The 26,123-nt window shown below is 69.8% G+C and carries 22 protein-coding genes, 1 tRNA gene and 1 riboswitch; of the genes, 6 read left to right on the top strand and 17 right to left on the bottom strand.

The window, feature by feature from the left end; translation table 11 throughout:
• Positions 1 to 9: 9 nt before the first annotated feature.
• Together ACFYR3_RS17825 and ACFYR3_RS17820 are read left to right on the top strand one after the other, a co-directional pair.
• Positions 10 to 1,230 carry an acetyl-CoA C-acetyltransferase gene (locus ACFYR3_RS17825; RefSeq protein WP_355846053.1) on the top strand — a complete coding sequence of 407 codons (1,221 nt, stop codon included), beginning with the start codon at positions 10 to 12 and terminating at the stop codon, positions 1,228 to 1,230.
• A 292-nt stretch (positions 1,231 to 1,522) separates the two neighbouring features.
• Positions 1,523 to 2,320: a hypothetical protein gene (locus ACFYR3_RS17820; protein ID WP_389283747.1), complete on the top strand. Its 798-nt coding sequence runs from the start codon at positions 1,523 to 1,525 to the stop codon at positions 2,318 to 2,320.
• A 172-nt stretch (positions 2,321 to 2,492) separates the two neighbouring features.
• On the opposite strand, the gene ACFYR3_RS17815 is transcribed toward ACFYR3_RS17820, so the two are convergent.
• Positions 2,493 to 2,804 (bottom strand): hypothetical protein, encoded by a 312-nt coding sequence (locus tag ACFYR3_RS17815; protein ID WP_355846047.1) that lies wholly within the window; start codon positions 2,802 to 2,804, stop codon positions 2,493 to 2,495.
• 104 nt (positions 2,805 to 2,908) lie between these two features.
• Between ACFYR3_RS17815 and ACFYR3_RS17810 the strand changes: the two genes are divergently transcribed.
• Positions 2,909 to 3,139 (top strand): DUF4287 domain-containing protein, encoded by a 231-nt coding sequence (locus ACFYR3_RS17810; protein WP_389283745.1) that lies wholly within the window; start codon positions 2,909 to 2,911, stop codon positions 3,137 to 3,139.
• A 105-nt stretch (positions 3,140 to 3,244) separates the two neighbouring features.
• Here the strand turns inward: ACFYR3_RS17810 and ACFYR3_RS17805 are convergent, their stop codons facing one another.
• The 4 genes from ACFYR3_RS17805 to ACFYR3_RS17790 form a co-directional block, all read right to left on the bottom strand.
• Positions 3,245 to 4,126, bottom strand: coding sequence for a Bax inhibitor-1/YccA family protein (locus ACFYR3_RS17805; protein ID WP_355846044.1), 882 nt, complete (start codon positions 4,124 to 4,126; stop codon positions 3,245 to 3,247).
• 278 nt (positions 4,127 to 4,404) lie between these two features.
• The gene (locus tag ACFYR3_RS17800) at positions 4,405 to 5,589 is read right to left on the bottom strand and encodes a 4-hydroxybenzoate 3-monooxygenase (protein ID WP_389283813.1); all 1,185 of its coding nucleotides are present in this window, start codon (positions 5,587 to 5,589) and stop codon (positions 4,405 to 4,407) included.
• Positions 5,590 to 5,882: 293 nt separating this feature from the next.
• Positions 5,883 to 6,092 carry a hypothetical protein gene (locus ACFYR3_RS17795; RefSeq protein WP_389283743.1) on the bottom strand — a complete coding sequence of 70 codons (210 nt, stop codon included), beginning with the start codon at positions 6,090 to 6,092 and terminating at the stop codon, positions 5,883 to 5,885.
• Between the two features lie 214 nt (positions 6,093 to 6,306).
• Positions 6,307 to 6,389: transfer RNA gene (locus tag ACFYR3_RS17790), tRNA-Leu, on the bottom strand.
• Positions 6,390 to 6,864: 475 nt separating this feature from the next.
• Here ACFYR3_RS17790 and ACFYR3_RS17785 point away from each other — a divergent pair.
• Complete coding sequence (locus ACFYR3_RS17785; RefSeq protein ID WP_355846041.1) at positions 6,865 to 7,665, top strand: ABC transporter ATP-binding protein; 801 nt, start codon at positions 6,865 to 6,867, stop codon at positions 7,663 to 7,665.
• Between the two features lie 235 nt (positions 7,666 to 7,900).
• Complete coding sequence (locus tag ACFYR3_RS17780; RefSeq protein WP_389283741.1) at positions 7,901 to 10,441, top strand: ABC transporter permease; 2,541 nt, start codon at positions 7,901 to 7,903, stop codon at positions 10,439 to 10,441.
• Positions 10,442 to 10,548: 107 nt separating this feature from the next.
• On the opposite strand, the gene ACFYR3_RS17775 is transcribed toward ACFYR3_RS17780, so the two are convergent.
• From ACFYR3_RS17775 to ACFYR3_RS17735, 9 genes are all read right to left on the bottom strand, one after another.
• Positions 10,549 to 11,838, bottom strand: a complete 1,290-nt coding sequence (locus ACFYR3_RS17775) for a cyclopropane-fatty-acyl-phospholipid synthase family protein (protein WP_355846036.1) — start codon at positions 11,836 to 11,838, stop codon at positions 10,549 to 10,551.
• A 228-nt stretch (positions 11,839 to 12,066) separates the two neighbouring features.
• Complete coding sequence (locus tag ACFYR3_RS17770) at positions 12,067 to 13,461, bottom strand: NAD(P)/FAD-dependent oxidoreductase (RefSeq protein ID WP_355846034.1); 1,395 nt, start codon at positions 13,459 to 13,461, stop codon at positions 12,067 to 12,069.
• A 566-nt stretch (positions 13,462 to 14,027) separates the two neighbouring features.
• Positions 14,028 to 15,008 carry an exopolyphosphatase gene (locus ACFYR3_RS17765; RefSeq protein WP_389283738.1) on the bottom strand — a complete coding sequence of 327 codons (981 nt, stop codon included), beginning with the start codon at positions 15,006 to 15,008 and terminating at the stop codon, positions 14,028 to 14,030.
• Entirely contained in the window at positions 15,005 to 15,613 is a 609-nt protein-coding gene (locus tag ACFYR3_RS17760; protein ID WP_355846028.1) for a DUF501 domain-containing protein, read from the bottom strand. The genes ACFYR3_RS17765 and ACFYR3_RS17760 overlap by 4 nt, the downstream gene beginning before the upstream one ends.
• A gap of 39 nt (positions 15,614 to 15,652) precedes the next feature.
• On the bottom strand, positions 15,653 to 16,129 hold the full coding sequence (locus tag ACFYR3_RS17755) for a septum formation initiator family protein (protein WP_355846025.1): 477 nt from the start codon (positions 16,127 to 16,129) through the stop codon (positions 15,653 to 15,655).
• A gap of 141 nt (positions 16,130 to 16,270) precedes the next feature.
• Positions 16,271 to 17,557 carry a phosphopyruvate hydratase gene (gene eno / locus ACFYR3_RS17750; protein WP_261703999.1) on the bottom strand — a complete coding sequence of 429 codons (1,287 nt, stop codon included), beginning with the start codon at positions 17,555 to 17,557 and terminating at the stop codon, positions 16,271 to 16,273.
• 348 nt (positions 17,558 to 17,905) lie between these two features.
• A complete protein-coding gene (locus ACFYR3_RS17745) occupies positions 17,906 to 18,607 on the bottom strand; it encodes a transglycosylase family protein (protein WP_389283736.1) in 702 nt (233 codons plus the stop codon).
• A gap of 4 nt (positions 18,608 to 18,611) precedes the next feature.
• A riboswitch (cyclic di-AMP (ydaO/yuaA leader) is annotated at positions 18,612 to 18,805 on the bottom strand.
• A 183-nt stretch (positions 18,806 to 18,988) separates the two neighbouring features.
• Positions 18,989 to 19,870 carry a transglycosylase family protein gene (locus ACFYR3_RS17740; protein ID WP_389283734.1) on the bottom strand — a complete coding sequence of 294 codons (882 nt, stop codon included), beginning with the start codon at positions 19,868 to 19,870 and terminating at the stop codon, positions 18,989 to 18,991.
• Between the two features lie 314 nt (positions 19,871 to 20,184).
• Positions 20,185 to 21,456 carry a cytochrome P450 gene (locus ACFYR3_RS17735; protein ID WP_355846017.1) on the bottom strand — a complete coding sequence of 424 codons (1,272 nt, stop codon included), beginning with the start codon at positions 21,454 to 21,456 and terminating at the stop codon, positions 20,185 to 20,187.
• Positions 21,457 to 21,897: 441 nt separating this feature from the next.
• Between ACFYR3_RS17735 and ACFYR3_RS17730 the strand changes: the two genes are divergently transcribed.
• The gene (locus ACFYR3_RS17730) at positions 21,898 to 23,109 is read left to right on the top strand and encodes a globin domain-containing protein (protein WP_355846014.1); all 1,212 of its coding nucleotides are present in this window, start codon (positions 21,898 to 21,900) and stop codon (positions 23,107 to 23,109) included.
• 36 nt (positions 23,110 to 23,145) lie between these two features.
• Here the strand turns inward: ACFYR3_RS17730 and ACFYR3_RS17725 are convergent, their stop codons facing one another.
• The 3 genes from ACFYR3_RS17725 to ACFYR3_RS17715 form a co-directional block, all read right to left on the bottom strand.
• Entirely contained in the window at positions 23,146 to 24,198 is a 1,053-nt protein-coding gene (locus ACFYR3_RS17725; protein WP_389283811.1) for a nucleoside triphosphate pyrophosphohydrolase, read from the bottom strand.
• A 136-nt stretch (positions 24,199 to 24,334) separates the two neighbouring features.
• The gene (locus ACFYR3_RS17720; RefSeq protein ID WP_355846011.1) at positions 24,335 to 24,994 is read right to left on the bottom strand and encodes a SurA N-terminal domain-containing protein; all 660 of its coding nucleotides are present in this window, start codon (positions 24,992 to 24,994) and stop codon (positions 24,335 to 24,337) included.
• 222 nt (positions 24,995 to 25,216) lie between these two features.
• Positions 25,217 to 26,044 (bottom strand): glycoside hydrolase domain-containing protein, encoded by an 828-nt coding sequence (locus ACFYR3_RS17715; RefSeq protein WP_355846009.1) that lies wholly within the window; start codon positions 26,042 to 26,044, stop codon positions 25,217 to 25,219.
• Positions 26,045 to 26,123: the final 79 nt, after the last annotated feature.

Raw genomic sequence — 26,123 nt, 5'->3', positions numbered from 1 at the left:
GGAGCCGTGATGCCCGAAGCCGTGATCGTCTCAGCCACCCGCTCCCCGATCGGCCGCGCCTTCAAGGGCTCCCTGAAGGACGTGCGCCCCGACGACCTGACCGCCACGATCATCGAGGCAGCCCTCGCCAAGGTCCCCGGCCTGGACCCGAGGGACATCGACGACCTGATGCTCGGCTGCGGCCTCCCCGGCGGCGAGCAGGGCCACAACCTCGGCCGGATCGTGGCCGTGCAGATGGGAATGGACCACCTCCCGGGCTGCACCATCACCCGTTACTGTTCCTCCTCCCTGCAGACCTCCCGCATGGCCCTGCACGCCATCAAGGCGGGCGAGGGCGACGTCTTCATCTCGGCGGGCGTCGAGATGGTGTCGCGGTCCGTCAAGGGCACCTCCGACGGCATGCCCGACACCCACAACCCCCTCTTCGCCGACGCCGAGGCCCGCACGGTCGAGGTCGCCCAGTCGGAGGGTTCGTCCTGGCACGACCCGCGCGAGGACGGCCTGATCCCGGACGCGTACATCGCGATGGGCCAGACCGCCGAGAACCTGGCCCGCCTCAAGGGCGTCACCCGCCAGGACATGGACGAGTTCGGCGTGCGCTCGCAGAACCTCGCCGAGGAAGCCGTCAAGAACGGCTTCTGGGAGCGCGAGATCACCCCGATCACCACCCCGGACGGCACGGTCGTCAGCAAGGACGACGGCCCGCGCGCGGGTGTGACGCTGGAGGGCGTCCAGGGCCTGAAGCCGGTCTTCCGCCCCGACGGCATGGTCACCGCGGCCAACTGCTGCCCGCTGAACGACGGCGCCGCCGCCCTCGTGATCATGTCCGACACGAAGGCCCGCGAGCTCGGCCTGACCCCGCTCGCCCGCATCGTCTCGACGGGTGTCACCGGTCTCTCCCCCGAGATCATGGGCCTCGGCCCGGTGGAGGCCAGCAGGCAGGCGCTCCACCGCGCCGGCCTCACCGTCGACGACATCGACCTGTTCGAGATCAACGAGGCCTTCGCCGCCCAGGTGATCCCGAGCTACCGCGACCTGAACATCCCGCTGGACAAGCTGAACGTGAACGGTGGCGCCATCGCCGTCGGCCACCCCTTCGGCATGACCGGCGCCCGCATCACCGGCACGCTCATCAACAGCCTCCAGTTCCACGACAAGCAGTTCGGTCTGGAGACCATGTGCGTCGGCGGCGGCCAGGGCATGGCGATGGTCATCGAACGCCTCAGCTGACAACGGGGACCCGTTCCCGTAACGGGAGTTGAACCCAGCGTGAACGAATCGGCCCAGAAGCCCGTACCCACCGGGCCTCTGGGCCGATTTGTGATCCAATCCCCCCCAAGATGTGACCTATGTCCCTTCGAATGGGCATTTTCGCAGGTCAGGGGCGATGCGCAGCTAAACCCGAGGCCCAAAGTCCTGTCCTATTCGTGACGTTACGCACTGACAGTTTGGTGGTTCGCCCTTCAAGCTGATGTAGGAAGTCGGGGGCCGACTTTGAACCGGGAGTACGTCAGTGAGCGCCATGCCGATTGCTTTGCTGCTCACCACCGCCGCCACCGCGGCCGTGGGCGTCGCCGTTCTGCACACGCTGCAGAGTCTGCGTCGGCAGGTCGCAGCCCTGCACAGTGAACTTGCCGAGAGCCGCGCCGGTGCCGCGCGAGGTCTCGTGCCCGCCGCGCGCGGAGCCGCCGACGCGGACGAGATACGCATGGCCGTGGCCGAGGCGCTCGCCGACGAGCGGGAGCGGGAGCTCGCCGAGGCGCGGGCCTTCTGGGCCGCCCAGGAGGCGCGTGACGCCTCCGACGCGCCCTCGCTGCTCGGTCTGCCGGACAGCGAACTGTTCCTGCCACGGCACTCGGACTTCGCGGGCCTGGAGCACCTGGAGCCGGTGGCCGAGGCCGGCACCGACCTGGAGGAGTTCCTCCAGACCGGCACCGCCGGCGATTCCCCGGAACTCGCCGCGGCCCGTCGCCGTCACCCCTCGCACCCGGACTTCGTCCCCGTCCAGTCACCCGTGGTCAATGACCACGAACGCACGGTGGCCTGCCTGGAGGAGCTCGCCGAGTCCCGTACGGAGCTGGCGGACGTCCGCCCCGGCCCACTCGGCACCCTTGACGTCTACGTCTTCGCCGACGGTACGACGCTGTGCATGACCCCGGGTCACCGTGAGACCGCGCAGCAGCTCGCCGCGGCTCTGGCGGCCGGTGAGACCCCGGTCCTGCTCGGCGGCTCCGGTGTCTCGGGCGCGTACGCCCTGACCTTCGCCTTCGGCGAGGAGAACGTCTACATCCTGGCGGACCGCGTCATAGCGTCACTATGACCCGCCGGGCGTCACGGTGACGCACACGGCACCTCCGCGAACCGCGTAGCGCCGCTGCGAGAACCGCCTGGCGCCGCTGCGAACCGCACGGCCTCACCACCCTGGCCGCCCCCCGAAGCGGGGGGGCGACACGCCGAGGGGCCGGGCAACCGCGCCGGAGTCGATCAACGGATCAGACGCCGGCGCGTTTCTGTGCCTCCGCCACGAGCGTGACCGCTTCCGCGAGTTCCTCCTCGTTCTTCAGTACGAGGGCCAAGTCGTGCGCGGCGACCGTGATTTGGTCGGCGGCGGCGAACATCCCGGCGTCGGGCATCTCCCGGGGCTCCCCCGACGGGTCCTCGACCCGCTGGGTGCGCAGCGCGAACTCCCTGGCCAGCCCTAGTGCCTCAGCCGCGGCGCCTCGTTGCAGGCGGCTCTGCGGTGCGGCCCGCAACCGGTCGGCGAAATGGTCCACGGCATGGGTCAACGGCGTCGTATCCAGCACGCGGCGAGACTACGCGCAGCGGCGGGACTGTTGCCAACAACCCAACCCTCAGGCACGGTGGCGTGAAGGACCGGCTTACATCCCCTTTGCGTTCGGAGGCGCCGATGTCCCAAGTCTTCTCCGAGGAGACCCATCGCAACCTGCTCGCCCGCATCCCCCATTGCACCGGTCGTGAGATCTCCGACTGGCTCCGCACCGTCGACGAAGGCCCCGCCCTCTTCCGCTTCGAGGAGAAGGTCAGCTGGCTCCGCGCCGAGCACGACCTCGCGTACGGCCACGCCAAAGCGATCATTCGTGAGTACGACCTGAGGAGGGCCGCGCGCAAACTGCGGTGAGCGCGCACCACCGAGACGGCAGGCACCCGACACGAAGGGCCCGCGAACCGGTGGTTCGCGGGCCCTTCAGGTCACACATGACGGCCTGTCCGGCCGTCGGCGCCGCTAGTCGCGGCCGCTGAAGATGGCGACCAGCCGCAGCATCTCCACGTAGATCCACACGAGGGTCATGGTCAGGCCGAACGCGGCCAGCCAGGCCTCTTCCTTCGGCGCACCGTAGGTGATGCCGTCCTCGATCTGCTTGAAGTCGAGGGTCAGGAAGAACGCGCCGATCAGGATCGCCAGGATGCCGACGATCGCGCCGAGCGGACCGTTGCTGCGCAGTCCGCCGTCCGGGGCGACACCGAAGGCGACCAGCAGCAGGTTCACCGCCATGACGACGATGAACGCGATGGCGATGGTCAGGCCGATGCGCGCGTACCGCGCGGTCACCCGGATCCAGCCCGCCTTGTAGACGAGCAGGGTGGCGCCGGCGACCGCCATCGTGCCGAGCACGGCCTGGAACGGCGCGCCGTGCCACTGCGCGTTGTACATCTTGCTGATGACCCCGAGGAAGACGCCTTCGAAGGCGGCGTACCCGATGATCAGCGCGGGCGAGGCGGCGCGCTTGAAGGACTGCACCATCGCGAGCACGAAGGCGACCAGCGCGGAGCCGACGGCCAGGCCGTAGCTCGTGGCGGAGACCGGCAGCAGCGCCCAGGCCAGGATCGCGCCGACGACGACGGTGCCGAGCGTCATGGCCGAACGCATGACGACGTCGTCCATCGTCATCCGGCCGGTGGTGACCGGTGCCTGCGGCGGAGCGCCGTGCTGAAGGCCCTGCTGTGCGTACGGGTTCTGCGCGTAGGGGTTGCCGCCCTGCTGGGCGTACGGGTTCCCCTGCGTGCCGACAGCGGGTCCCCCGGCCTGCGGCGCCGCGTTGAAGCCCGCGTAGCCGTTGTCGCGGCTGAACCCCCGTCGCGAGAAGACCGGGTTACTGCTCCTCATTTCGCTCCTCCATGGCCACCCTCGTGACCTTGGCTCAAGAGTAATGGGTAGGCAAAGGAATGACCCTAGTGCTTGAGGAGGATCTTTCCCTCGTTGTGCCACCGTACGCGTGTGCCCCCCGGCACGCCCGCACTGGTACTAAGCCGTGACACCAGCTTCAGTGACACCGGCTCCGTAGAGATCATCTGCCCTCTCAAGCCGCCGCGATCCCCTCCTATTCCTGTCGCCCCGTTTCCGCCCGTTGCCACCCGCTCCCATCCAGTCCCATCCAGTCCCGCTCACGCCCCTTCGCCGAGGGGGAAGCCCGTGTAACCCTCCGCAAGGTCCGTCGCGGCCGCGCGTGAACTCGCGATCCGCTCCAGGCGGGCCAGTTGGACGCGGTCCTCGAAGGGCGTCGCGGCGGGGTCGCGGTGCAGCAGGGCCGTCATGTCGTACGAGAACCTCTCGGCCTGCCAGACCCGGCGCAGACAGGTCTCGGAGTAGGCGTCGAGCCGCTCGGCCGATCCGGTGTCCCTGAGCTGGATCAGGGCGCGGACGAACGTGACGACGTCGCCGACGGCGAGGTTGAGGCCCTTGGCGCCGGTCGGCGGCACGATGTGGGCGGCGTCCCCGGCGAGGAAGAGCCGGCCGTGCCGCATCGGCTCGTGGACGTAACTCCTCATGGGCGTGACCGACTTGGCGGTGATGGCGCCCCGTCGCAGCCGCCAGTCGTCGGCGGTCTCCAGACGCCGTTCCAGCTCGTCCCAGATCTCCTCGTCGCTCCACGCCCCGGCATCCGTCCCCTCGGGCACCTGGAGATAGAGGCGGGAGACAGTGGGCGAACGCATGCTGAGCAGGGCGAAGCCTCGGTCGTGCCGGGCGTAGACGAGCTCGTCGTGCGAGGGCGGGACGTCGGCGAGGATGCCGAGCCAGCCGAAGGGGTACGAGCGCTCGAAGGTACGGGAGAGCGCGGCGGGCACGGCCTTGCGGGCGACGCCCCAGAAGCCGTCGCACCCGACGACGTAGTCGCACTCGAGCACGCCCTCGCGCCCCTCGTGCCGGAACCGCACACGGGGCCGGTCCTCCTCGGCCCCCTCGACGGCCAGCGCCTCGGCCCCGAAGAGCAGCGGCCCGCCCTCCTTGAGCTGCAGCGCGATGAGGTCCTTGCACACCTCGGTCTGCGCGTACACCATCACGGAGCGGCCGCCGGTGAGCGCCGGGAAGTCGATCCGGTGCCGCTCCCCCCGGTACCGCAGCTCGATCCCGTCGTGCCGCAGCCCCTCCCGGTCCATCCGCTCCCCGGCCCCGGCGGCCCGCAGCGCGTCCACGGTCCCCTGCTCCAGGATCCCGGCCCGCTGCCGCTGCTCCACATGGGCCCGGTCCCTGCTCTCCAGAACCACGGACTCGATCCCGGCACGATGCAACAGCCGAGCCAACAACAACCCGGCGGGCCCGGCCCCGACGATCCCCACGGTGGTACGCATCGCCATGCCCATACCCCTCCCTCGCGCCCGTCGCGCCGTTCACGCTCGTCACGTCGTTCGCCCAGTGAACTTTCTTTCACCTATTCCTACTCGTGAGTCTCCGCCGCCCTGGAACCACTGTCAACCGCCGGAACACCCATCGGGGGATCAGTGGCCTGCACGAACGTCAAAAACCCGGCAAACCGCCGCAGTTCGGGTGCGGGCACTTTTCCGGCGAGGAGGTTTCTGATTCACAAGGCCGTCTCCGGCAAGGGCTCGGTGACCGCCACAGCGCCGGCCCAGGGCCATTGGGGCTACCGGATCTTCATCCTGAACTCGAAGAACCAGACCCTCACACTCCGTGGGCACTGGCTGTACGCATACAAGAACATCAGCCTCGGCAAGTTCCTCTCGTCGTACGAGAACACGCCCGGCACGATCACTGTCGGCAGTCGGCTCCTGGCGTACAACGCGTGGGAGTACCGCTCGGCGATGGACCTCTTCACCACCACGCGCAACGGCACCTGCCGCTCCATCAGCCTTCAGCTGGGGCGTCTCCCGACTACAGCTAGGACGCCGACAGTTCCCACGGCAAGACGTACATCGGCGGAACCGTCAACTGCTACTCGGCCAGCGGCTTCTAGCCCTGGGCCTCGGGAGCGGCCAGACCTGCAGCCGGCGGGCCACGCTCGGAGTGTTCCGACTGTGGCCCGCGTCCCGCCTTGCAGGTGCGGGAAGTGCCCGGAACCGGACTTGAACCGGTACGCCCGCGAGGGGCAGCGAGGTTTAAGCTCGCCGTGTCTGCATTCCACCATCCGGGCAGACCATGGGCTCCGCATCGAGGTTCCGAGCCTATCGGGGCGCGTAACCCGAACAGCGGGCGTGCGGACCGATGTTGTCTTATTTTATTGACGTCTGAGGGTGCATCAGCACGCGGTACAGGCCGTCAGCACTTGCCAACAGCCTTCCGGACGCTCTGGGCCCGCGTACACGGATTGACGGAATTTCACCGTCCGAACACGATCGGAACGAGCCTCGGACGAGGTCCCGGGCGAACTCTCAGGAGAGCGACCGCGCGACGCGCGCTCACCGAGGGGTGCCCAGAGGTCTTCGCGGCGCCCCGACCCGGACGGCTCTCAGGGGAGCTCCGTCATCCCCAGGTATGACACAACCGCTCCCGGTCCGACCCCAGGCTGCCCCCGGAACCGGAACAGCGGCTGACTACATCGCGCGGATCGGCACGGACGATGGAACACGTCCCCATCAACGTCGTCGTCCCGACAGGAGCACCCTCCCGTGACCACCACCCCCCTCGCAGGCACAAGCACCGCGGTCGCAGCCCGCGCCACGGAACTGTCGAAGGTCTACGGGCAGGGCGAGACCCAGGTGATCGCCCTCGACCGGGTCACCGTCGACTTCCGGCAGGCCGAGTTCACCGCGATCATGGGTCCCTCGGGGTCCGGCAAGTCCACCTTGATGCACTGCGTGGCGGGACTGGACACCTTCTCCTCCGGCTCCGTGCGCATCGGCGACACCGAGCTCGGCTCCCTGAAGGACAAGCAGCTCACCAAGTTGCGCCGGGACAAGATCGGCTTCATCTTCCAGGCGTTCAACCTGCTGCCGACCCTGACGGCCCTGGAGAACATCACCCTCCCGATGGACATCGCCGGCCGCAAGCCCGACAAGGAGTGGCTGGACAAGGTCATCAAGATGATCGGCCTCGCCGACCGTCTGAGCCACCGCCCCTCCCAGCTCTCCGGCGGCCAGCAGCAGCGCGTCGCCGTCGCCCGCGCCCTCGCCTCCCGCCCCGACATCATCTTCGGCGACGAGCCGACCGGAAACCTCGACTCCCGCTCGGGCGCGGAGGTCCTCGGCTTCCTGCGCAACTCCGTACGGGAGCTGGGCCAGACCGTGGTGATGGTGACGCACGACCCGGTGGCCGCCGCCTACGCGGACCGGGTCGTCTTCCTCGCCGACGGACGGATCGTCGACGAGGTGTTCGAGCCGACCGCCGACTCCGTCCTGGACCTCATGCGGAATCTTCCTGGCGGAAACTCCCGGACCCCCGACGTCGACGACAAGGGCAGCACCAGCTGACACCCCGTCGGACCGCTCACCCCGGCACTCCGAGCACTGAGCCCTGAGTTCCGAACTCCGAGCACTGTGCTCCGAACTCCGATCGCTGAGCACCGAGCACCGAGCACCGAGCACCGAGCACCAGCTTCTCGCACCTTTCGCACGCTCCCCGTGCCCGCCCGTGGCCTTCCGCGCCCTCCGCGCGCCGGCCCGCGGCTTCCCGCGCCCTCCCGCGACTCCTGGACTGAGACAACCCATGTTCCGTACCGCCTTGCGCAACGTGTTCGCGCACAAGGCCAGGCTCCTGATGACCGTGCTCGCCGTCCTGCTCGGCGTCGCATTCGTGTCGGGGACCCTGGTCTTCACCAACACCATCTCGGACGCCTACCAGAAGAGCTCCGCCAAGGGCTTCGACCAGGTCGACGTCGCCATCCACCCGGAGAGCGCGGCGGACACGGGCGACACCGTCGGCCGCACGCACAAGCTCACGCAGCCGCTGCTCGACAAGGCGGCCAAGGTGCCGGGAGCCGCCTCCGCGATCGGCGTCGTCAACGGCTTCACCGCCATGGCCGACAAGGACGGCAAGCTGATCGGTGGCGGCTTCCAGTCGCAGGGCGGCAACTACTGGAGCGCGAAGGACGGCGGGAAGGACCCCCGCTATCCCCTGGCCTCCGGACACGCGCCCCACGGCACGGGCGAGGTCGCGATCGACGCGGAGACCGCGAAGCGGGCCGGCTACCAGGTCGGCGACACCGTACGTCTTTCGGTCGACGGCCCCGTCCTCAAGCCCGTGGTGACCGGCATCTTCACCACCGACGACGGCAACGTCGCCGCGGGCGGCAGCCTCGCCCTGTTCGACACGGCGACCGCGCAGCGGCTGTTCCACTCGGTCGGCTCCTACGACGAGATCGATGTGAAGGCCGCGCCGGGCACCAGCCAGACCGCGCTGCGCGACGCGCTCGACGCCGTCGTGCCGAAGGACATCGCCTCCACCACGACCGGCCAGAAGCTCGCCGACGACCAGGCCGAGCAGATCTCCTCGGCGATGAGCGGTATGAAGACGGGCCTGCTGGTCTTCGCCGGGATCGCGCTGTTCGTCGGCACGTTCATCATCGCCAACACCTTCACCATGCTGGTCGCCCAGCGCACCAAGGAGCTGGCGCTGCTGCGCGCCGTCGGAGCCTCCCGCCGCCAGGTGACCCGCTCGGTGCTGATCGAGGCGTTCGTGGTCGGCGCGGTCGCCGCCGTCGGCGGGCTCGCCGCGGGCATCGGCATCGGCGCCGGAATGCGCTCCCTGATGGGCACGCTCGGCGCCACGGTGCCGGACGGCCCGCTGGTCGTCTCGCCCGGCACGGTCGCCACGGCGCTGCTCGTGGGCATCCTCATCACGATGCTGGCCGCGTGGCTGCCGGGCCGCCGCGCCGCGAAGATCCCGCCGGTCGCCGCGATGAGCAGCGTCCACGCGAAGGCGACGACGAAGTCCCTGGTCCTGCGGAACTCGATCGGTGCCCTGTTCGCGGCCGCGGGTGTCGCCGTGGTCCTCTACGCCACGACGATGGACGGCTCGGACGGCCAGGCCCCGATGGGTCTCGGCGCGGTGCTGCTCATCATCGGCGTCTTCGTCCTCACCCCGCTGCTGTCCCGTCCGATGATCGCCGCGGCGGCTCCCGTCCTGCGGGTCTTCGGGATCTCCGGCAAGCTGGCCCGGCAGAACTCCGTGCGCAATCCGCGCCGTACGGCCGCCACCGCCTCCGCGCTGATGATCGGCCTCACCCTCATCACTGGCATGACGGTGATGGCGGGCAGTCTGCAGAAGTCGATCGACAAGATGGCCAGTTCGGCGATCAAGGCGGACTACATGGTGTCGATGGCCAACGGCATCCCCCTCTCCCCGGACGTCGAGAAGAAGCTCGCCTCGGTCGACGGGGTCACCGACACCAGCTCGCTGCGCAACGCCCCCTCCCGCATCGACCACCGGACCGAGTTCCTGACCGGTGTCAACGGCGCGGCCATCGGCAGACTCACCGACCTCGCCGTCACCGACGGCTCGTTCCGGGTCGGCGGCACCCGGGTCGTGGTCGACTCGGACACCGCCAAGTCCCATGACTGGAAGGCCGGTTCGGTTTTCAAGGTCTCCTACGAGGACGGCAAGAAGGAGAACCTGACCGTCGCGGGGGTGTACGAGGCCAACGAAGTCATCCGAGGCATCATGCTCGACAACGCCACCCTCTCCCCGCACCAGCGCGACGTCACCGACATGCAGGTCGTACTGAAGACGTCCAACGGCGCGTCCGCCGCGACCAAGGACAAGCTGGAGAAGGCCCTCGGCGACAACCCCGCCATCACGGTCCAGGACAAGCAGGACATCTCCGACAGCATCGCGAAGGCGTTCACGCTGATGCTCAACATGCTCTACGGCCTGCTGGCGATGGCGGTCATCGTCGCTGTCCTCGGTGTCATCAACACCCTCGCGATGTCGGTCTTCGAGCGCTCGCAGGAGATCGGGATGCTCCGCGCGATCGGCCTGGACCGCAAGGGCGTCAAGCGGATGGTCCGTCTGGAGTCCCTGGTCATCTCGCTCTTCGGCGGTGTCCTCGGCGTCGGTCTCGGCGTGTTCTTCGGCTGGGCGGCCGGCCAGTTGCTGGGCAGCAGGATGTCGACGTACGAACTGGTCCTGCCCTGGGGCCGGATGGCGGTCTTCCTCCTCCTCGCGGCGGCAGTCGGCGTCCTCGCGGCGCTGTGGCCGGCCCGCCGGGCGGCCCGCCTGAACATGCTGACGGCGATCAAGTCGGAGTAACGGGGCGGGCGGCGGGACCGGAAGCGGCCGGACGCGCAACGTGCAGGGAGGGGTCCCGTTCCGGATGGAACGGGACCCCTCCCTGCACATTCGGCCTCTGTACAGCCTCAGTTCCAGGTTCTCGCGCGCAGTGGCATCCCGGACGAGCCGGTTCCGTCCGGGGTCTTGACCGCCAGGACCTGGTTGACGCCGATCTGGTTGCGTTCGAAGGCGACCGCGCTGGCCGCCATGTACAGACGCCAGACGCGGGCCCGGCCGGCGCTGGTGAGCCGGACGGCACGGGACCAGCCGGCCTCCAGATTGGCGACCCAGCGGCGCAGGGTGAGCGCGTAGTGCTCGCGGATCACCTCGACGTCACGCACCTCGAACCCGGCCCGTTCGAGCTGCGTCACGGTCGTCCCGAGGGGCGCGAGTTCGCCGTCGGGGAAGACGTAGGCGTCGATGAACTCGTCGACGGAGTACGTCGATTCGTCCCGCTGCGGCCGCCGCGCGATCTGGTGGTTGAGCAGCCGCCCACCGGGCTCGAGGAGGCGGTTCAGCACCTCCGCGTACTCCAGGTAGCGCTCGGCGCCGACGTGTTCGGCCATACCGATGGACGAGATCGCGTCGTAGGGCCCGTCGGTGACGTCCCGGTAGTCCTGCACCCGGATCTCCACCTTGTCGGTCAGACCCTCGTCGGCGACCCGCTTACGGGCGTACGCGGCCTGTTCCTGCGACAGCGTCACCCCGACCACCCTCGCGCCGTGCTCGCGGGCCGCGTGGATGGCCATCGAGCCCCAGCCGCAGCCGACGTCGAGGAGCCGCTGACCGGGCTTCAGACCCAGCTTCCCGGCGATGAGTTCCAGCTTGTCGCGCTGGGCCTCCTCCAGGGTGACGCCGTCCTCCCAGTAGGCGCACGAGTAGACCATCGACGGGCCGAGGACGATCTCGTAGAAGTCGTTGCCGACGTCGTAGTGGTGGCTGATGGCTCGTCGGTCGCTGCGCTTGGTGTGCAGGTGATGACGTCTGCGCACCTCCTCGACGGGCGGGGCGGGCGGCAGCGGCAGCCCGGCCATCTTCACCAGCCCGCGCACCGCGGCGCGCACCTCGGGGTCGCGCAGGGCCTCCCCGAGCCCGCGCGCGTCCTCTCCGCGTTCCCAGACGAGCCCGGAAATCAGGTCCAGGGCGGTGTACAGGTCGCCCTCGACTCCCAGGTCGCCGGAGACCCAGGCGCGGGCGAGTCCCAACTCGCCCGGTTTCCACAGCAGACGACGCAGGGCGCGCCGGTTGTGGACCACGAGCGCCGGAGCCCCGGGCGGACCCGCTTCCGAACCGTCCCAGGCGCGGATGCGCAACGGGAGCGGGACTCCCAGCATCTGTTCGACAAGGCTCTTCAGCCGCGGCGCGGCGTCCTGCATGGCGTACACCTCCGAGACAGCACTCCCGAACGCTCCGACACCACGTAAACATCTACCCGCTCTGCGCGCAGTCCCTCCTCCGCGTTACAGATTCGCAAAATACGTGTACGCGCCACGTTTTGCGCGCCGCCATGTGCGCACCGGGGTACGCCTTCCGGGGAAACACCGAAGGGGCCGCCCGCACCACGGATGGCGGGCGGCCCCTTCGGGGCGTTCGGTGACCGGAGGTCAGGAGGCCTTGGCCTTCTCCTCGGTCTTGGCGGCGGGCGCCGGGGCAGCCGCGGCCGGAGCCGGCTTGGCGGCCTCGTAGAACTCCTCGCGAGGAGATTCCATGGCGCCGAGGGAGACGACCTCGCGCTTGAGGAACATCGCGAGCGTCCAGTCCGCGAAGACGCGGATCTTGCGGTTCCAGGTCGGCATGGCCAGACCGTGGTAGCCACGGTGCATGTACCAGGCGAGACGGCCCTTGAGCTTGATCTTCGTCTTGCCCAGGACGATCATCGCGACGCCCTTGTGGAGGCCGAGACCGGCCACGGCGCCCTTGTTGGCGTGCGCGTACTCCTTCTGCGGGAAGCCCCGCATACCGGAGATCACGTTGTCGCCCAGGATCTTGGCCTGGCGCAGCGCGTGCTGGGCGTTCGGCGGGCACCAGGCGTTCTCGACACCGGCCTTGCGGGCGGCGACGTCCGGCACCTGGGCGTTGTCGCCCGCGGCCCAGATGTAGTCCGTGCCCTGCACCTGGAGGGTGGTCTGGGTGTCCACGTGGCCGCGCGGGCCGAGCGGCAGACCGAAGCGGGAGAGAACGGGGTTCGGCTTGACGCCGGCCGTCCAGACGATCGTGTTGGAGTCGACCTCGAGGCCGTTCTTCAGCACCACGTGACCGTCGACGCAGGAGTCCATGGAGGTGGAGAGGTAGATCTCCACACCGCGGCTCTCCAGGTGCTCCTTGCCGTACTGGCCGAGCTTGGGGCCGACCTCGGGAAGGATCTTGTCCGCGGCGTCGACGAGGATGAAGCGCATGTCCTCGCGGGACACGCTGCTGTAGTACTTGGCCGCGTCGCGGGCCATGTCCTCGACTTCACCGATGGTCTCGGCGCCGGCGAAGCCGCCACCCACGAAGACGAAGGTCAGCGCCTTGCGGCGGACGTCCTCGTCCGTGGTGGAGTCGGCCTTGTCGAGCTGCTCGAGGACGTGATTGCGCAGGCCGATGGCCTCCTCGATGCCCTTCATACCGATGCCCTGTTCGGCGAGGCCGGGGATCGGGAAGGTGCGGGAGACCGCGCCCATCGCGATGACGAGGTAGTCGAAGGGCAGCTCGTACGCCTCGCCCACGAGGGGGGCGACCGTGGCGACCTTGCGGTCCTGGTCGATGGTGGTGACCCGGCCGGTGAGGACCTCCGCCTTGGGAAGTACACGTCGCAGCGGGACGACGACGTGCCGCGGGGAGATGCTGCCGGCGGCGGCTTCGGGGAGGAAGGGCTGGTAGGTCATGTACGACCGGGGATCGACGACCGTGACGGTCGCCTCTCCGTAGCGCATCTGCTTGAGGATGCGCCGAGCTGCGTACAGGCCTACGTACCCACCGCCTACTACGAGGATCCTGGGACGCTCCGTGGTGCTCATGCCATCGAGTATCCACCCGCTTCAGGGGGGTCGCTCGTGCGCCCCTTCACAAGCTTGGGCAGGGGCTCTGCTACACTCCGCCGCCCACGTGATCAAGGTCATGGCAGCCGGGGGAAACCACCGTACGGTTCGTACCGTTGTCAACACCGCGTGAGCTGCACTCCAAGCCATTCGGCCCAGCGGACCACACCCCTGTTTCACCACCCGGAAACACGGCCGCAACGCTCCGTTGAGCATGCTGCCGGACCGCCCGGGGCCTGCGAAAGGGCCCAAGTGGCCCCTTCCTCGCCCAGCAGGGCTTTTTTCCTTGTGAAGAACTTCACGAAGTTTCTCGGCGGGGCCTCGCCGGAGGGGTTCCACGACCCCCTCGGGCACGCTCATACGGTATCCGACACGCTCAGCCGAGGCTACTGATCAGTAGCAAACGAGACCTGAACCACGCCCTCGCGACACCGCCGGACATCGCGTCCGGAGCTCCCTGCGGCCTCCCGGGAACCCTGGACGGCGACGGCCCCGGTCCCTCGGGAAAGAGGTACCGGGGCCGCGCCACGTCCGTTCTCGGCGCGTCAGCGAGCGTCAGTCGTCTGCCCGCCCGCCTCGGCGTCTTCCGCCACCTTGAAGGCGATGCCGTCGAGGATGTCGTGCTCGCTGACCACGACCTCCTCCGCCCCGGTCCGCTCCATGATCGAGAGCAGGACGAGGGCGCCCGCGCCGATCACGTCCACCCGGCCCGGGTGCATCGAGGGGATCGCCGCGCGCTCGGCGTGCGTGGAGCGCAGCAGCCACTGGGTGATCTCGCGGACGCGGGCGAGGGAGATCCGGGAGTGGTGGATCCTCTCGGAGTCGTACTCGGCGAGGTCCAGCGCGATCGCGGCGACCGTGGTGACCGAGCCGGCCAGACCGACCAGGGTGCGCGCCTCGCGCAGCGGGACCGTCTCCTCGGCGAGGTCGAGGGCGGCCTCGATGTCGGCGCGCATGGCCGCGACCTGCTCGGCGGTGGGCGGGTCGGTCACGACGCCGTCGTGCACGAGGTGACGTTCCGTCATCCGTACGCAGCCGATGTCCACGGAGCGTGCCGCGTGCACGTGGTCGGCACCGACGACGAACTCGGTCGAACCGCCGCCGATGTCCACGACCAGGTAGGGCGTGGCGAGGTCGTCGCGCCCGGCCAGTTCCCTGGTCGCGCCGGTGAAGGAGAACTCCGCCTCCTGGTCCCCGGTGATGACCTCCGGCTCGACGCCGAGGATGTCCAGCACCCCGCGCACGAATTCGTCCCGGTTCTCGGCGTCCCGGGAGGCGGAGGTGGCGACGAAGCGGAGCCGCTCGGCGCCGTGCTCCTTCATGGCCGCCGCGTACTCACGGCAGGCGGCGAAGGTCCGCTCCAGCGCCTCGGGGGCGAGCCGGCCGGTGCGGTCGACGCCCTGGCCCAGCCGGACGATGGTCATCCGCCGGTCCAGGTCTGCGAGTTCGCCCGTCCGCGGGTCGGCGTCGGCGACCAGGAGCCGGATGGAGTTCGTACCGCAGTCGACGGCGGCGACGCGGGTCACCGGCCCTCTCCGGGCCCGACGTCCTGCGCGGAGTCACCCGCGTCAGCCGTGTCACCGGCGTCCTCGGCAGGGCCCGTCGAGGCGTCCTCCGCGGGGAGCGTCACGCACGCACCCTTGCGCCACCACTCCGGAAGCATCGCGATGGCCTCGTCGCCGAGCGGGTTGACGCCCGGCCCGGCGGCCAGCGAGTGGGCGACCAGGACGTGCAGGCACTTCACCCGGTCCGGCATGCCGCCCGCGCTCGGGAAGCCCGCCAGGACCTCGATGGCGTCACGGCGCGCGATGTAGTCCTCGTGCGCGGCGCGGTAGGCCGCGGCCAGTTCGGGGTCGGTGGCCAGCCGGTCGGTCATCTCCTTCATGACCCCGTTGGCCTCCAGCGTCCCGATCGCGGACGCGGCCCGCGGGCACGTCAGGTAGTACGTGGTCGGGAACGGCGTCCCGTCGGGGAGGCGGGGCGCCGTCTCCACGACGTCCGGCTGACCGCAGGGGCAGCGGTGCACGATCGCGCGCAGCCCGCGCGGCGGCCGGCCGAGCTGCTGCTTGAAGGCCTCGACGTCGGCGTCGGTGGGCTCGGTGCGCGGGGTGGTCGGCGGAGGCGTTTCCATGCCGTGAGTCACGTGTCTTTCTGGTCAGTTCATGGGTCGTCACTGGTCGGCGGCGTCGGACTTGTCCACGCCGTCCCAGACATTGGTGTACCAGGGGCGGTCGGCGGTGCCCCGTTCGGCGCGGGCCTGCTTCGCCGCGTCCGGGTCGATCACGACGTAGCCGGTCTCGCCCGGCATCACATAGTGCAGCCGCTGCCGGATCTGCTGCTTCGCGTACGCGTCGTCCTGCCAGCGCGCCTTGAGGTCGCGCAGCTGCTCGACCCGTTGCCGGGCCTGCTCCCGCTGCCGCTCCAGGTCGGCGACCTGGGCGCGCTGGGAGACGTACTGCCGCATCGGGTACGCGAGGGCGACGATCAGGGAGCACAGGACCAGGGCGAGCAGCGCGGCCCGGCCGGTCAGCCGGGAGCGGCGCGCCTGCCGTTTGGTCTGGGAGCGGTAGACCCGGGCCGCCGTCTGCTCGCCGAGCAGCTTCAGCCTGGTCGAGGTGGAGAACCGGTCCCGGTCCTTCACGGCCATGAGTCCCGCCTCCCCAGTACTGGCCCGTCGTACGGGCCAGTACTGGCCCGTCGTACGGGCCCGTCACGCGCGTACGTCCCCGCACACGGTACGGGACCGAGTGCGGGGACGTACGGACGACGCTTCCTGAGCCTTGCGGGGTCAGTCCTTGAAGCGGGGGAACGCGGAGCGGCCGGCGTACACAGCGGCGTCGTCGAGGATCTCCTCGATGCGCAGCAGCTGGTTGTACTTGGCGACGCGCTCGGAGCGGGCCGGGGCGCCGGTCTTGATCTGGCCGCAGTTGGTGGCGACGGCCAGGTCGGCGATGGTGACGTCCTCGGTCTCGCCGGAGCGGTGGGACATCATGCACTTGTAGCCGCTGCGCTGGGCGAGCTCGACGGCGTCCAGGGTCTCGGTCAGCGAACCGATCTGGTTGACCTTGACGAGCAGGGCGTTGGCGGTGCCCTCCTCGATGCCGCGGGCCAGGCGCTCCGGGTTGGTGACGAACAGGTCGTCGCCGACGATCTGGACCTTGTCGCCGAGGCGGTCGGTGAGGACCTTCCAGCCGGCCCAGTCGTCCTCGAAGAGCGGGTCCTCGATGGAGACGAGCGGGTAGGCCGCCACGAGCTCCTCGTAGTACTCGGTCATCTCGGCGGCCGAGCGGGACTTGCCCTCGAACTCGTACTTGCCGTCCTTGTAGAACTCGGACGCGGCGACGTCGAGCGCGAGCGCGACCTGCTCGCCGGGGACGTAACCGGCCTGCTTGATGGCCTCGAGGATGAGGTCGAGCGCGGCGCGGTTGGAGTCCAGGTTCGGGGCGAAGCCGCCCTCGTCGCCGAGGCCGGTGGACAGGCCCTTGGACTTCAGGACGGACTTGAGGGTGTGGTAGACCTCGGTGCCCCAGCGCAGAGCCTCGGAGAAGGACTCCGCGCCGATCGGGGCGATCATGAACTCCTGGATGTCCACGTTCGAGTCGGCGTGCGACCCGCCGTTCAGGATGTTCATCATCGGAACGGGCAGCAGGTGCGCGTTCGGGCCGCCCAGGTAGCGGAAGAGCGGCAGGTCGGACGCCTCGGAAGCGGCGTGCGCGACGGCGAGCGAGACGCCGAGGATGGCGTTGGCGCCGAGCGAGCCCTTGTTGTCGGTGGCGTCCAGGTCGAACATCGCCTGGTCGATCAGGCGCTGCTCGGTGGCGTCGTAACCGACGAGCTCCGGGCCGATCTGCTCGATGACGGCGAGGACGGCCTTCTCGACACCCTTGCCCTGGTAGCGGTTGGGGTCGCCGTCGCGAAGCTCGATGGCCTCGAACGCTCCGGTGGAGGCGCCGGACGGAACGGCGGCACGACCCGTGCTGCCGTCGTCGAGGCCGACCTCGACCTCGACCGTGGGGTTGCCTCGGGAGTCCAGGATTTCCCGGGCTACGACGACGTCGATGGACGGCACGAGCATCTCCTTCTGGGATGTGACGCGGGTATGCGGGGCTTGGCAGCCCCGCGGGATGAGCCTATCCGGCTCAGGGGGATCGGCCAGCCGATCGACCACCCCTTGAGCAGAAGTGAGAGTACATATTGTTCCTGAACGGAACAAAAAAAGAAATGAAAAACCCCGCTCCGGTGCATGCGGGGGAACAAGCACCGGAGCGGGGAGCCCGTGGGGACGGGGGCCCTCACCAGGCCTTCGGCACGAAGGCCTGGCCTGCGAGGGAACTGCTGTTCAGCTGGGGCGATGCTGCGCACGGCCGGGACCACGGTCGCCCTCCGCCGAAGGCGACCCCGTCGGGCCGGCGTGCGGCCGCGCTCAGCCGAGGTGCAGCTGCTGACCCGGGTAGATGAAGTCGGCGTCGGCGACGATGTCCTTGTTCAGCTTGAACAGCTTCTGCCAACCGCCCTTGACGTGCTTCTTCTCAGCGATCGAGCTGAGGGTGTCACCCTTGACGACCTTGTACTCGCCGTCACCCTTCTTGACCTTCTTGCCGGTCGGGGTGGTGACGGTCTTCTGGGCGGCGGGGCGCTCCGCGGAACGCGAGGCGGGCTGCTCCGTCGTACGGGTGGCGGGGGCGCTCTGCGAGCCGCTCGACGAGGAGGAGCCGGAGGAGGTCGACGGGGCCGAGGCGCCACCGCCGTACGCGGCGCTCGACAGGCCGGTGCCACAGGTCGGCCAGGCACCCTTGCCCTGGGCGGCGAGGACCTTCTCACCGATGGTGATCTGCTGCGACTTCGAGGCCTGGTCGGCGGTCGAGGCGTACGCGGTGCCGCCGTACGCGGCCCAGGTCGAGGACGAGAACTGCAGACCGCCGTAGTAGCCGTTGCCGGTGTTGATCGACCAGTTGCCGCCGGCCTCGCACTGGGCGACGGCGTCCCACTCGGACGCGGTGGCGGCGGAGGCGTTGCCGGCGGCCATCAGCGGAGCGGCGATGGCGACACCGGTGACACCGGCGAGTGCGGCGACGCGGGTGGCCTTGTTCGGGCGGCGGTGCTTGCCCTTGCTGGAAAACAGCATGGAGTGATCCCCTCACCGACGCCTGCGAGGTGAGCTGTCGGGTTCGGGCCGGTTGAGTTGCCCGGCCGCGGGCCTTCCGCCCTGTCTCCAGGACGTCCGGCACGCGACTTAACCCCAAGCCGTTCCCGGGTGTCTCTCAACTCCCGGACGCGGCGCTTACCTTGGGTCCCCCGCTCCTGCCTACGGCGCATGACGCGACGACTGTTCCCGTACGGCCGCTGGCAGGATTCGGCGTTGTGACCGTCGGGGCCCGCTGTGGCGAGCGGTCACGACCGTAAGCAGTCGATCGGCGGAATATCAAAGACGATCAGGGCTTCTGAGACCCATCTCTCAGTTGCACCAAACCGGACATTCCACAGCGAACCGTGACGTGAACTCCCGCTAGTTCTGCACCGTTTCGGCAGTGTCCGCAATGCTTCGACCGGGGACGATGAGCCCGGGACCGTCGTCGGCCGCCGCGCCGTACGAGGCGGACAGGTCGCCCGATCCACCCTCGAGGCCGAGGACGTCGGAAACGTTCCAGAGATTCGTACCGAAGTCCGCGACGTACGAGTTGTCAGCGGTGTCGCTCGGGGCGCTCGAGGCATGCCGCCCCGTGGCGCTGTCAGCGGGGCTGCCCTTCGCGTTCTCCGCGGCGTCTCCGCCACGATGCCGCCCGGTGCCGGCGCTCGCGGCGTCGGAGGCGCTCGAAGAGGCGCCCTTCTGTCTCGACTTGCCGGACTCGTCACTCTTGTCGGTCGCCCGAGCCGAGGCGCTGGGGCTCGGCGAGGCGTCGGACTTCGCGGCACCGCCGGTCGCGCTCGAGGAGTCACCCGAATCGGTTGAACCAGTCAGGCCAGACAAAGGGGACGAGCTGGGCGAAGTAGACAAACCGGAGGAGCTGTATGAACCCTCGTCACTCCCGGCACTCGACGAGCCGTCGGCCACGCCCGTGTCGACCTGGACCCCGGCCGAGCCCTTGCTGAGCCCGGAGAGCGGTCCACAGGTCGGCCAGGCCGCGAGGCCCTGGTCGTCGAGCAGCTTCTCGGCGACGGCTATCTGCTGCGAGCGGCTGGCCTGGTCGGCGCTCGGGGCGTACTCGAGACCGCCGTACGCCTCCCAGTCCTCCTGGTCGAGCTGGAGCCCGCCGTAGTACCCGTTGCCCTGGTCGGCGCTCCACGCGCCACCGCTCTCGCACTGCGCCACCCGGTCCCAGGTGGTCCCGTCGGCCGCGCTCGCACCCGACGCGGCGAGCAACGGGATGACGATGGCCGATCCGGTCACTCCCGCGGCGACGATGAGGGCCGGGGCTTGACGAGGGCGACGGTGACGGCCGTTCCCGGAGAGCATGCGGAAGCCTTTCGCGTGACAGCGGGGGAACACCGCGGCTCCGGCGAAGCAAGAAGCGGAGCCGCTGCGTTGATGGGTGAACGTAGCCGGACTCGATCACTTGTCACAAGTCGATGCAGTACAGATCACGTGAAGATCACAGATTTGATGGATCGTCACGTTCCGGTAGCCGGAAGGGTGCCTTTTCCGGTATTCGGAAGAACTCCCCGGACGGGGTTCCGAAGGGTCGCCGATGAACCGATCAAGGACTATTTGACCGGGGTGAACTCAACAGGAAGCGTGCGCAATCCACGCATAATGAGTCCTCCACGCCAGCGCAAATCGGCTGATTCTCCTGCGAGTTGGAGGTCGGGCAGGCGGTTGAGGAGCGTGCCGAGCGCGGTCTGCCCCTCCAGTCGGGCGAGCGGAGCGCCCAGGCAGTAGTGGATGCCGTGGCCGTAGCCCAAGTGCTGAAGGTCACGTCGTGCGAGATCGAGGGTGTCCGGCTGCTCGAACCGCTCGGGGTCTCGGTCCGCGGCGGCGAGGACCACGAGCACGGGGTCGCCGGCCGCGATGTCCTGCCCGCCGATCCGCACGTCCTCGGTCGCGAACCGCCAGGTGGCCAGTTCCACGGGCCCGTCGTAGCGCAGGAGTTCCTCGACACCCGTTTCGAGCAGCCCGCTCTCCCCGGCCGCGAGGGAGGCCTGCAGGCGCGCCCGCTGCTCGGGGTGGGTGAGGAGCGCGTGCATCCCGTTCCCGATGAGATTGACCGTGGTCTCGAACCCGGCGAAGAGCAGGATGAAGGCCATGGCTGCGGCCTCGTTCTCGGTGAGGTGCTCGCCGTGGTCGGAGGCGCGGATGAGCCCGGAGATGAGGTCCTCGCCGGGTGCGGGCTCCTCTGTCAACGCCTCGCGCTTGCGGTGGATGAGCTCGGCGAGATACCCGCGCATCTTCTTGACGGACCGGGCGACCCCGCCCCTGGGCCCGCCGCCGTGCCGGATCATCATCCCCGCCCAGTCCCGGAAGTCGTCCTGGTCCTCGCGCGGGACGCCGAGCAGGTCGCAGATGGCGTAGATGGGGAGCGGGAAGGCGAACTCGTGAATGAGGTCCGCCGAGCCCCTGGCCGCGAACTCCCCGATGAGCTGATCCGTCAACTCCTGCACCCGGGGCGCGAATTCGGCTACGCGCCGGGGTGTGAAGGCCTTGCTGACGAGCCGCCGCAGCCGGGTGTGGTCCGGCGGATCGATGTTCAGCAGATGCGTCATCAGCTCGGCCTTGCGCTCCCCGGGAATCCCGGTCCTGCCCTTCGCGTGCGCGGGCTCGTCGTGATGCGCGGGATTCTTGGACAGCCGCTGGTCGGCGAGCGTCTGCTTGGCGTCGGCGTACCGCGTGACGAGCCAGGCCTCCACCCCGCTGGGCAGCCGCGTGCGGTGCACGGGAGCGTGCTCCCTGAGCCAGGCGTAGGCCGGGTAGGGATCGGTGGCGAACTCCCAGGTGAAGAGTTCGGGGGCGGCGCTGGCGGAGGCTTCGTGCTCGGTCACTCCTCGACCGTATCCGCAGGAGGTGGGGACTCCCGGCCCGACCGGCGATCGGGCCGACCGGACGACGCCGAAGGCGGCGCTCGGGGCGGCACTGGAGGCGGCGTTCGGGGCGGCGCTAGAGGCGGGCCTTCGGGCCGCAGCTCGGGGGCAGCTCGGGAGGCACTCGGGGGCAGCTCGGGAGGCGCTGGGGGCGGGGCGTTCGGGCGGCAGCTCGGGGGCAGTTCGGGCAACGCTGGACGCGGCGTTCGGGCGGCAGCTCGGGGGCAGTTCGGGCAACGCTGGACGCGGCGTTCGGGCGGCGGCTGGGGCGGTGTTCGGGCGGCAGCTCGGGTGCACGGTGCACGGTGGAGACGGAGGTCGTCCCCACCCGATTCGCCCCAGGCTGTCCTGACATGGCCGGCTGTTTGACTCGGCCTCTCGACACCTCCCTACATTCACGCAGTGGACCCCGAAATACTCAGATCCAGCTTCGCGGTCGTGGAAAGACGGGCCGAGTTCGCGGTCAAGTACTTCTACTCGCACCTCTTCCGCCACAACCCGGAGCTCCGCGCGCTGTTCCCGGCGGACCTCCCGCAGGACATGGAGCGGCAGCGGGACCGGCTCTTCGCGGCGCTCACGTTCGTCATGGACGGGCTGGAGGATCCGGACCTGCCACGGTATCTACGGGATCTCGGGCGCGACCACCGGAAGTATCTGACCCAGCCGGAGCACTACACGGCCGTGGGGGCGAGTCTGATCGCCGCGTTCGCGGTGGTCGCGGGCTCGGCCTGGAGTGCCGAGGCCGAGAAGGCCTGGGCCGAGGCGTACGGGTCGATCGCCCAGCTCATGCTCCAGGGCGCCGGGGAGGCCCAGCACCACGGCGAACCCCCCTGGTGGGACGCGGAGGTCGTCTCCCGCACCCGGCACGGCGACGACCTCGCCGTCCTCACCCTGCGGCCCCGGCAACGGCTCACCTACTCCCCCGGTCAGTACGTCAGCGTCAGCGTGCCCCATCTGCCGTGCGTCTGGCGTCCTTACTCCCTCGCCAACGCACCCCGCGCCGACCGCACCGTCGACCTGCACATCAGCCGCGTCGAGGACGGCGCGCTCTCCACCGCCCTCGTCCGGCAGACCCGCGTGGGCGACGTACTGCGGCTGGGCGCACCCGGCGGCGGCCTCACCCTGCGGACGCCGGCCGACCGGCCCCTCACCCTCATCGCGGCCGGTACGGGCTGGGCTCCGGTGAAGGCCCTGCTGGAACAGCTCGACCCCGCCCACGAGGCCCGCCTGTTCCTCGTCGCCCGCGACATCGCGTACCTCTACGACCAGCCCGCCGTCGAACGCCTGCGGGCCAGGCTCCCCCATCTCGGCGTCACCTACATCACCCCCGCGCCCGGCCGCCCCAAGGCCCAGGCCACCGAACGACTGCTCACCGCGCTGGGCAACCGGGCCGGCTGGACCCGGCACGACGTCTATGTCGCCGGTCCGCCCGATCTCGTCGAGGAGGTCGGCGAGACCCTGCCCTCCCTCGGCACACCGGCCGACCGCGTCTTCCACGATCCGCTGCCGCCGACCGGAGAGAGCCGTCCCCGCCCGGTGGGCGCGGCGGAGTGGCTGCTCGACCGCCCCCCACCGACCTGGCACAACCCGGCAGGCCGCGCCCCGGGGGCGTGACGCGGGCCCCCTCAAGCCTCCGCCTCCCCTATCCCTTTATTGCCTCTCACCTTTCACGTCCCCGTGATCGTCCCCGTGGCCGTCCTCGCGGTCGTCCTCGGTGTCCGTCTCCACGAAGCCCTCCGCCCCGCGGATCGCGTCCCGGTACGCCCGCGCCGCCGCCCGCAGCGCCGCCTCCGGGTCCACGCCCTCGGCCTCGGCGCGGACGGCCATCGCCAGCAGTTCGTACCCCACGCCCTCCCCCGCGGGCAGCGGGACCTCAAGTCCCGCCGCACGCACCCGGGACGACAGCTTGGCCGACAGGGCCAGGCCCGGCTGGCCGAGCGGGACGCCCTCGGTGACGGAGGTACGCCGCTTCTCCTCGGCCTTGGTACGCAGCCAGTGCGCCTTGACCTCCTCGGGCGTCGTGGCCGTCTCGTCGCCGAAGACATGGGGGTGCCGGTGGATCAGCTTGGCGACGATGCCACCGGCCACGTCGTCGATCGAGAAGGGGGCATCCACGTCGTCCTCGGCGATCCGGGAGTGGAACACGACCTGGAGCAGGACGTCGCCGAGCTCTTCGCGCAGCTCGTCCCGGTCGCCTTCCTCGATGGCCTCGACGAGTTCGTACGCCTCCTCGATGCCGTACTTCGCCAGGCCCTTGTGTGTCTGCTGGGACGACCAGGGGCACTCGCCGCGGATGCGGTCCATCACCTGGACGAGGTCGAGCAGGCGGGCGCCCGGCAGGTCGTACGAGGCGGGGAGCAGCTCCAGGTCCGGCATCCGTATGCGGCCGGAGCCCGCCAGCCGGGCCAGACCGTCGGTGAGGCGGGGCTCGCCCTCCCCACCGGCGACGACGACCAGCGAGCGTCCGCCGACGCACGCGTCGACCAGCTCCTGCGCGGTCGGGGACTCCTCGTCGACTCTGACGCCGGCTTCGCGCAGATACGGCACCTGCGGGTGCGCGGGGTCCGCGCACAGCACCCGGTCGGCGCCGTGCAGCGCCTGCCAGGCCGGCCAGGACAACAGACCGGGCGCGACCCGGTGGCTGGTGGTGAGCAGGACGATACGGCCGGGGTCGGGGCCGACGGCGGTCGTGTCGGCAGCGATCCGCTCGTCGTCGCCGAAGCTGCTGGTTGCGTTCACCCCTCGAACGTAACCCACACCGCCGACAGCCCCTGCGGTTGTCCACAGGCCTGGGGACAACCGCCGAGCCCCGAAGGGCCCGGAGAGGGTCCGGAGTCGGTTACGCGGGCTGCTGGGTCCCCACCGACGAGACGTCCCGCAGCCACGGCGTCTTCGCGTCGACGCGGCTGCTCTTCTGGACGTCCCAGGCGCCGTAGCGCGGGTTCAGGTCGACGTGGAGCTGCTTGGAGGCGGTGGACATCGCCTTCCAGAAGGTGGCCTTGCCGTCGGTGGTGTTCATGTCGACACCGAGTGCGGCGGCGAGTTTCCGGGCCTCGATCTCGGTGCGCAGGCTGTCGTCGAGGCGCTTGGGCGCCACGCCGTAGTTCGACAGCCAGGCCGTCTCCAGCGCCTTCGAGCCGCCCGCCTGCTGTTCGAGGGCCGACCGCATCTGCTGGGAGTCCTTGCGGGTGACGGCCACACCGGCGTTCTTGGCCGCCCGGTCCAGCACCTGGTCCAGGACCATGCCGTGCAGGGTGTCGCGGGTGAGGGTGCCGCTGTTGGCGACGACCTGTTCGTACTGGGCCTCGTCCTTGCTGGCGGCCCGCTGTGCCGCGCGCACCTCGTTCACCCGGCCCTCAAGCTGCGCGACGGTGATCCGGCGGCCGTCGACGACGGCCGCCGCGCCCGGATGGGCGTCGCTGCCACAGCCGGTGAGCAGAGGGGCCGCGGCGACGATCGCGGCGGAGAGGACGAGCGCGGAGCGACGGCGGCGGTGCAAGGAAGCCTCCCGAGGAGATTGTGCGACGGTGCACAAAGTCTTGCGGTGATCGATGGTAGGCAGTGGTCAGCCTCTCGGCCAGCCATTCGACCAACGATTCACCACGACTTCAGGCACCGTCGCGCCTTCCCCGCCTCGCGGAAGGCCCCCGGTCCGCTCTTACGAGTGACCCCACCGGTCGATCAGAACCGCCGCTGTCCGCCCGTGCGAGGGTCCCGTTCGTCAGCCGGTGATGGCGACCGGCGCGTCCCAGGCGTCGCGGTCCACGGTGATCGTGTAACCGCCGCGGACCTCCTTGCTGTTGACCATGTACTGGTGGGCGCGGCTGTGGCCGGGGTACTGGGTGGCACCGAACGGCCAGTCGGTGGTCGTGGTGTTCGTCTTGTCCCACAGCGCGTACCAGAGGTTGCCCGGCAGGTCCGTCTTGTCGGTCGCGGTCGCGACGGCCTTGGCGCTGGAGCTGGTGAAGCCGTAGTACCCGGTGCGGTACGTCTTGGCGTGCAGGGCCTTGTCGAAGGCACGCACGTACGTCAGCACGGCGTCGTTGCACGCCTTGTCGGTGACGTCGTACGACTCCATGTCGAGGTAGACCGGGCTGCCGGCCTTCATGCCGAGGGCGGCGGCCTTGGCGACCGCGTCCGCGCCGTCGGTCGCGCCCATGGACGCGGCGGTCGAGGCGGTGAGCTTCTCGGGGCTGCTGCCGGTCTGGCAGGACGGCTGGGCGCCGACGTACAGCGGTATGAGCTTCCAGCCCAGCGCGCTGACCGACTTCACCCAGGACGGGGTCAGGTTGGGCTGGTTGCACCCGCGGTTCTTACCGCCGACGTAGACAGCGGCCGCGCCGTAGAAACCGGTGTTCCATGCCTTCATGGCAGCCAGCGAGGGCGCTGTGCAGGTGTCGAAGGCGCGGCCCGTGTAGGTCTTCTGCGCGGGCCAGGTCGTGGTTGCCATGGAGGCCTGCGCGGCGATACCGGCGCCGGCGACGACGGCGGCCCCGGCCACCCCCCACGTGATGTACCTGCGCTTCCTCGACTGACGATGGTCGGACATGTGAACCTACTCCTGGTTGTTCCGGTGGTACCGGCCGGTTGCGCGATGACAGCGCACGCGGCGCACTGGGAGGCGCGCA

Origin of the sequence: Streptomyces sp. NPDC005784, assembly GCF_042871525.1 — a bacterium.
Taxonomy (GTDB): Bacteria; Actinomycetota; Actinomycetes; order Streptomycetales; family Streptomycetaceae; genus Streptomyces.
Note: the sequence above shows the minus strand (reverse complement) of the source record. Positions and strands in the feature narration are given on the sequence as shown.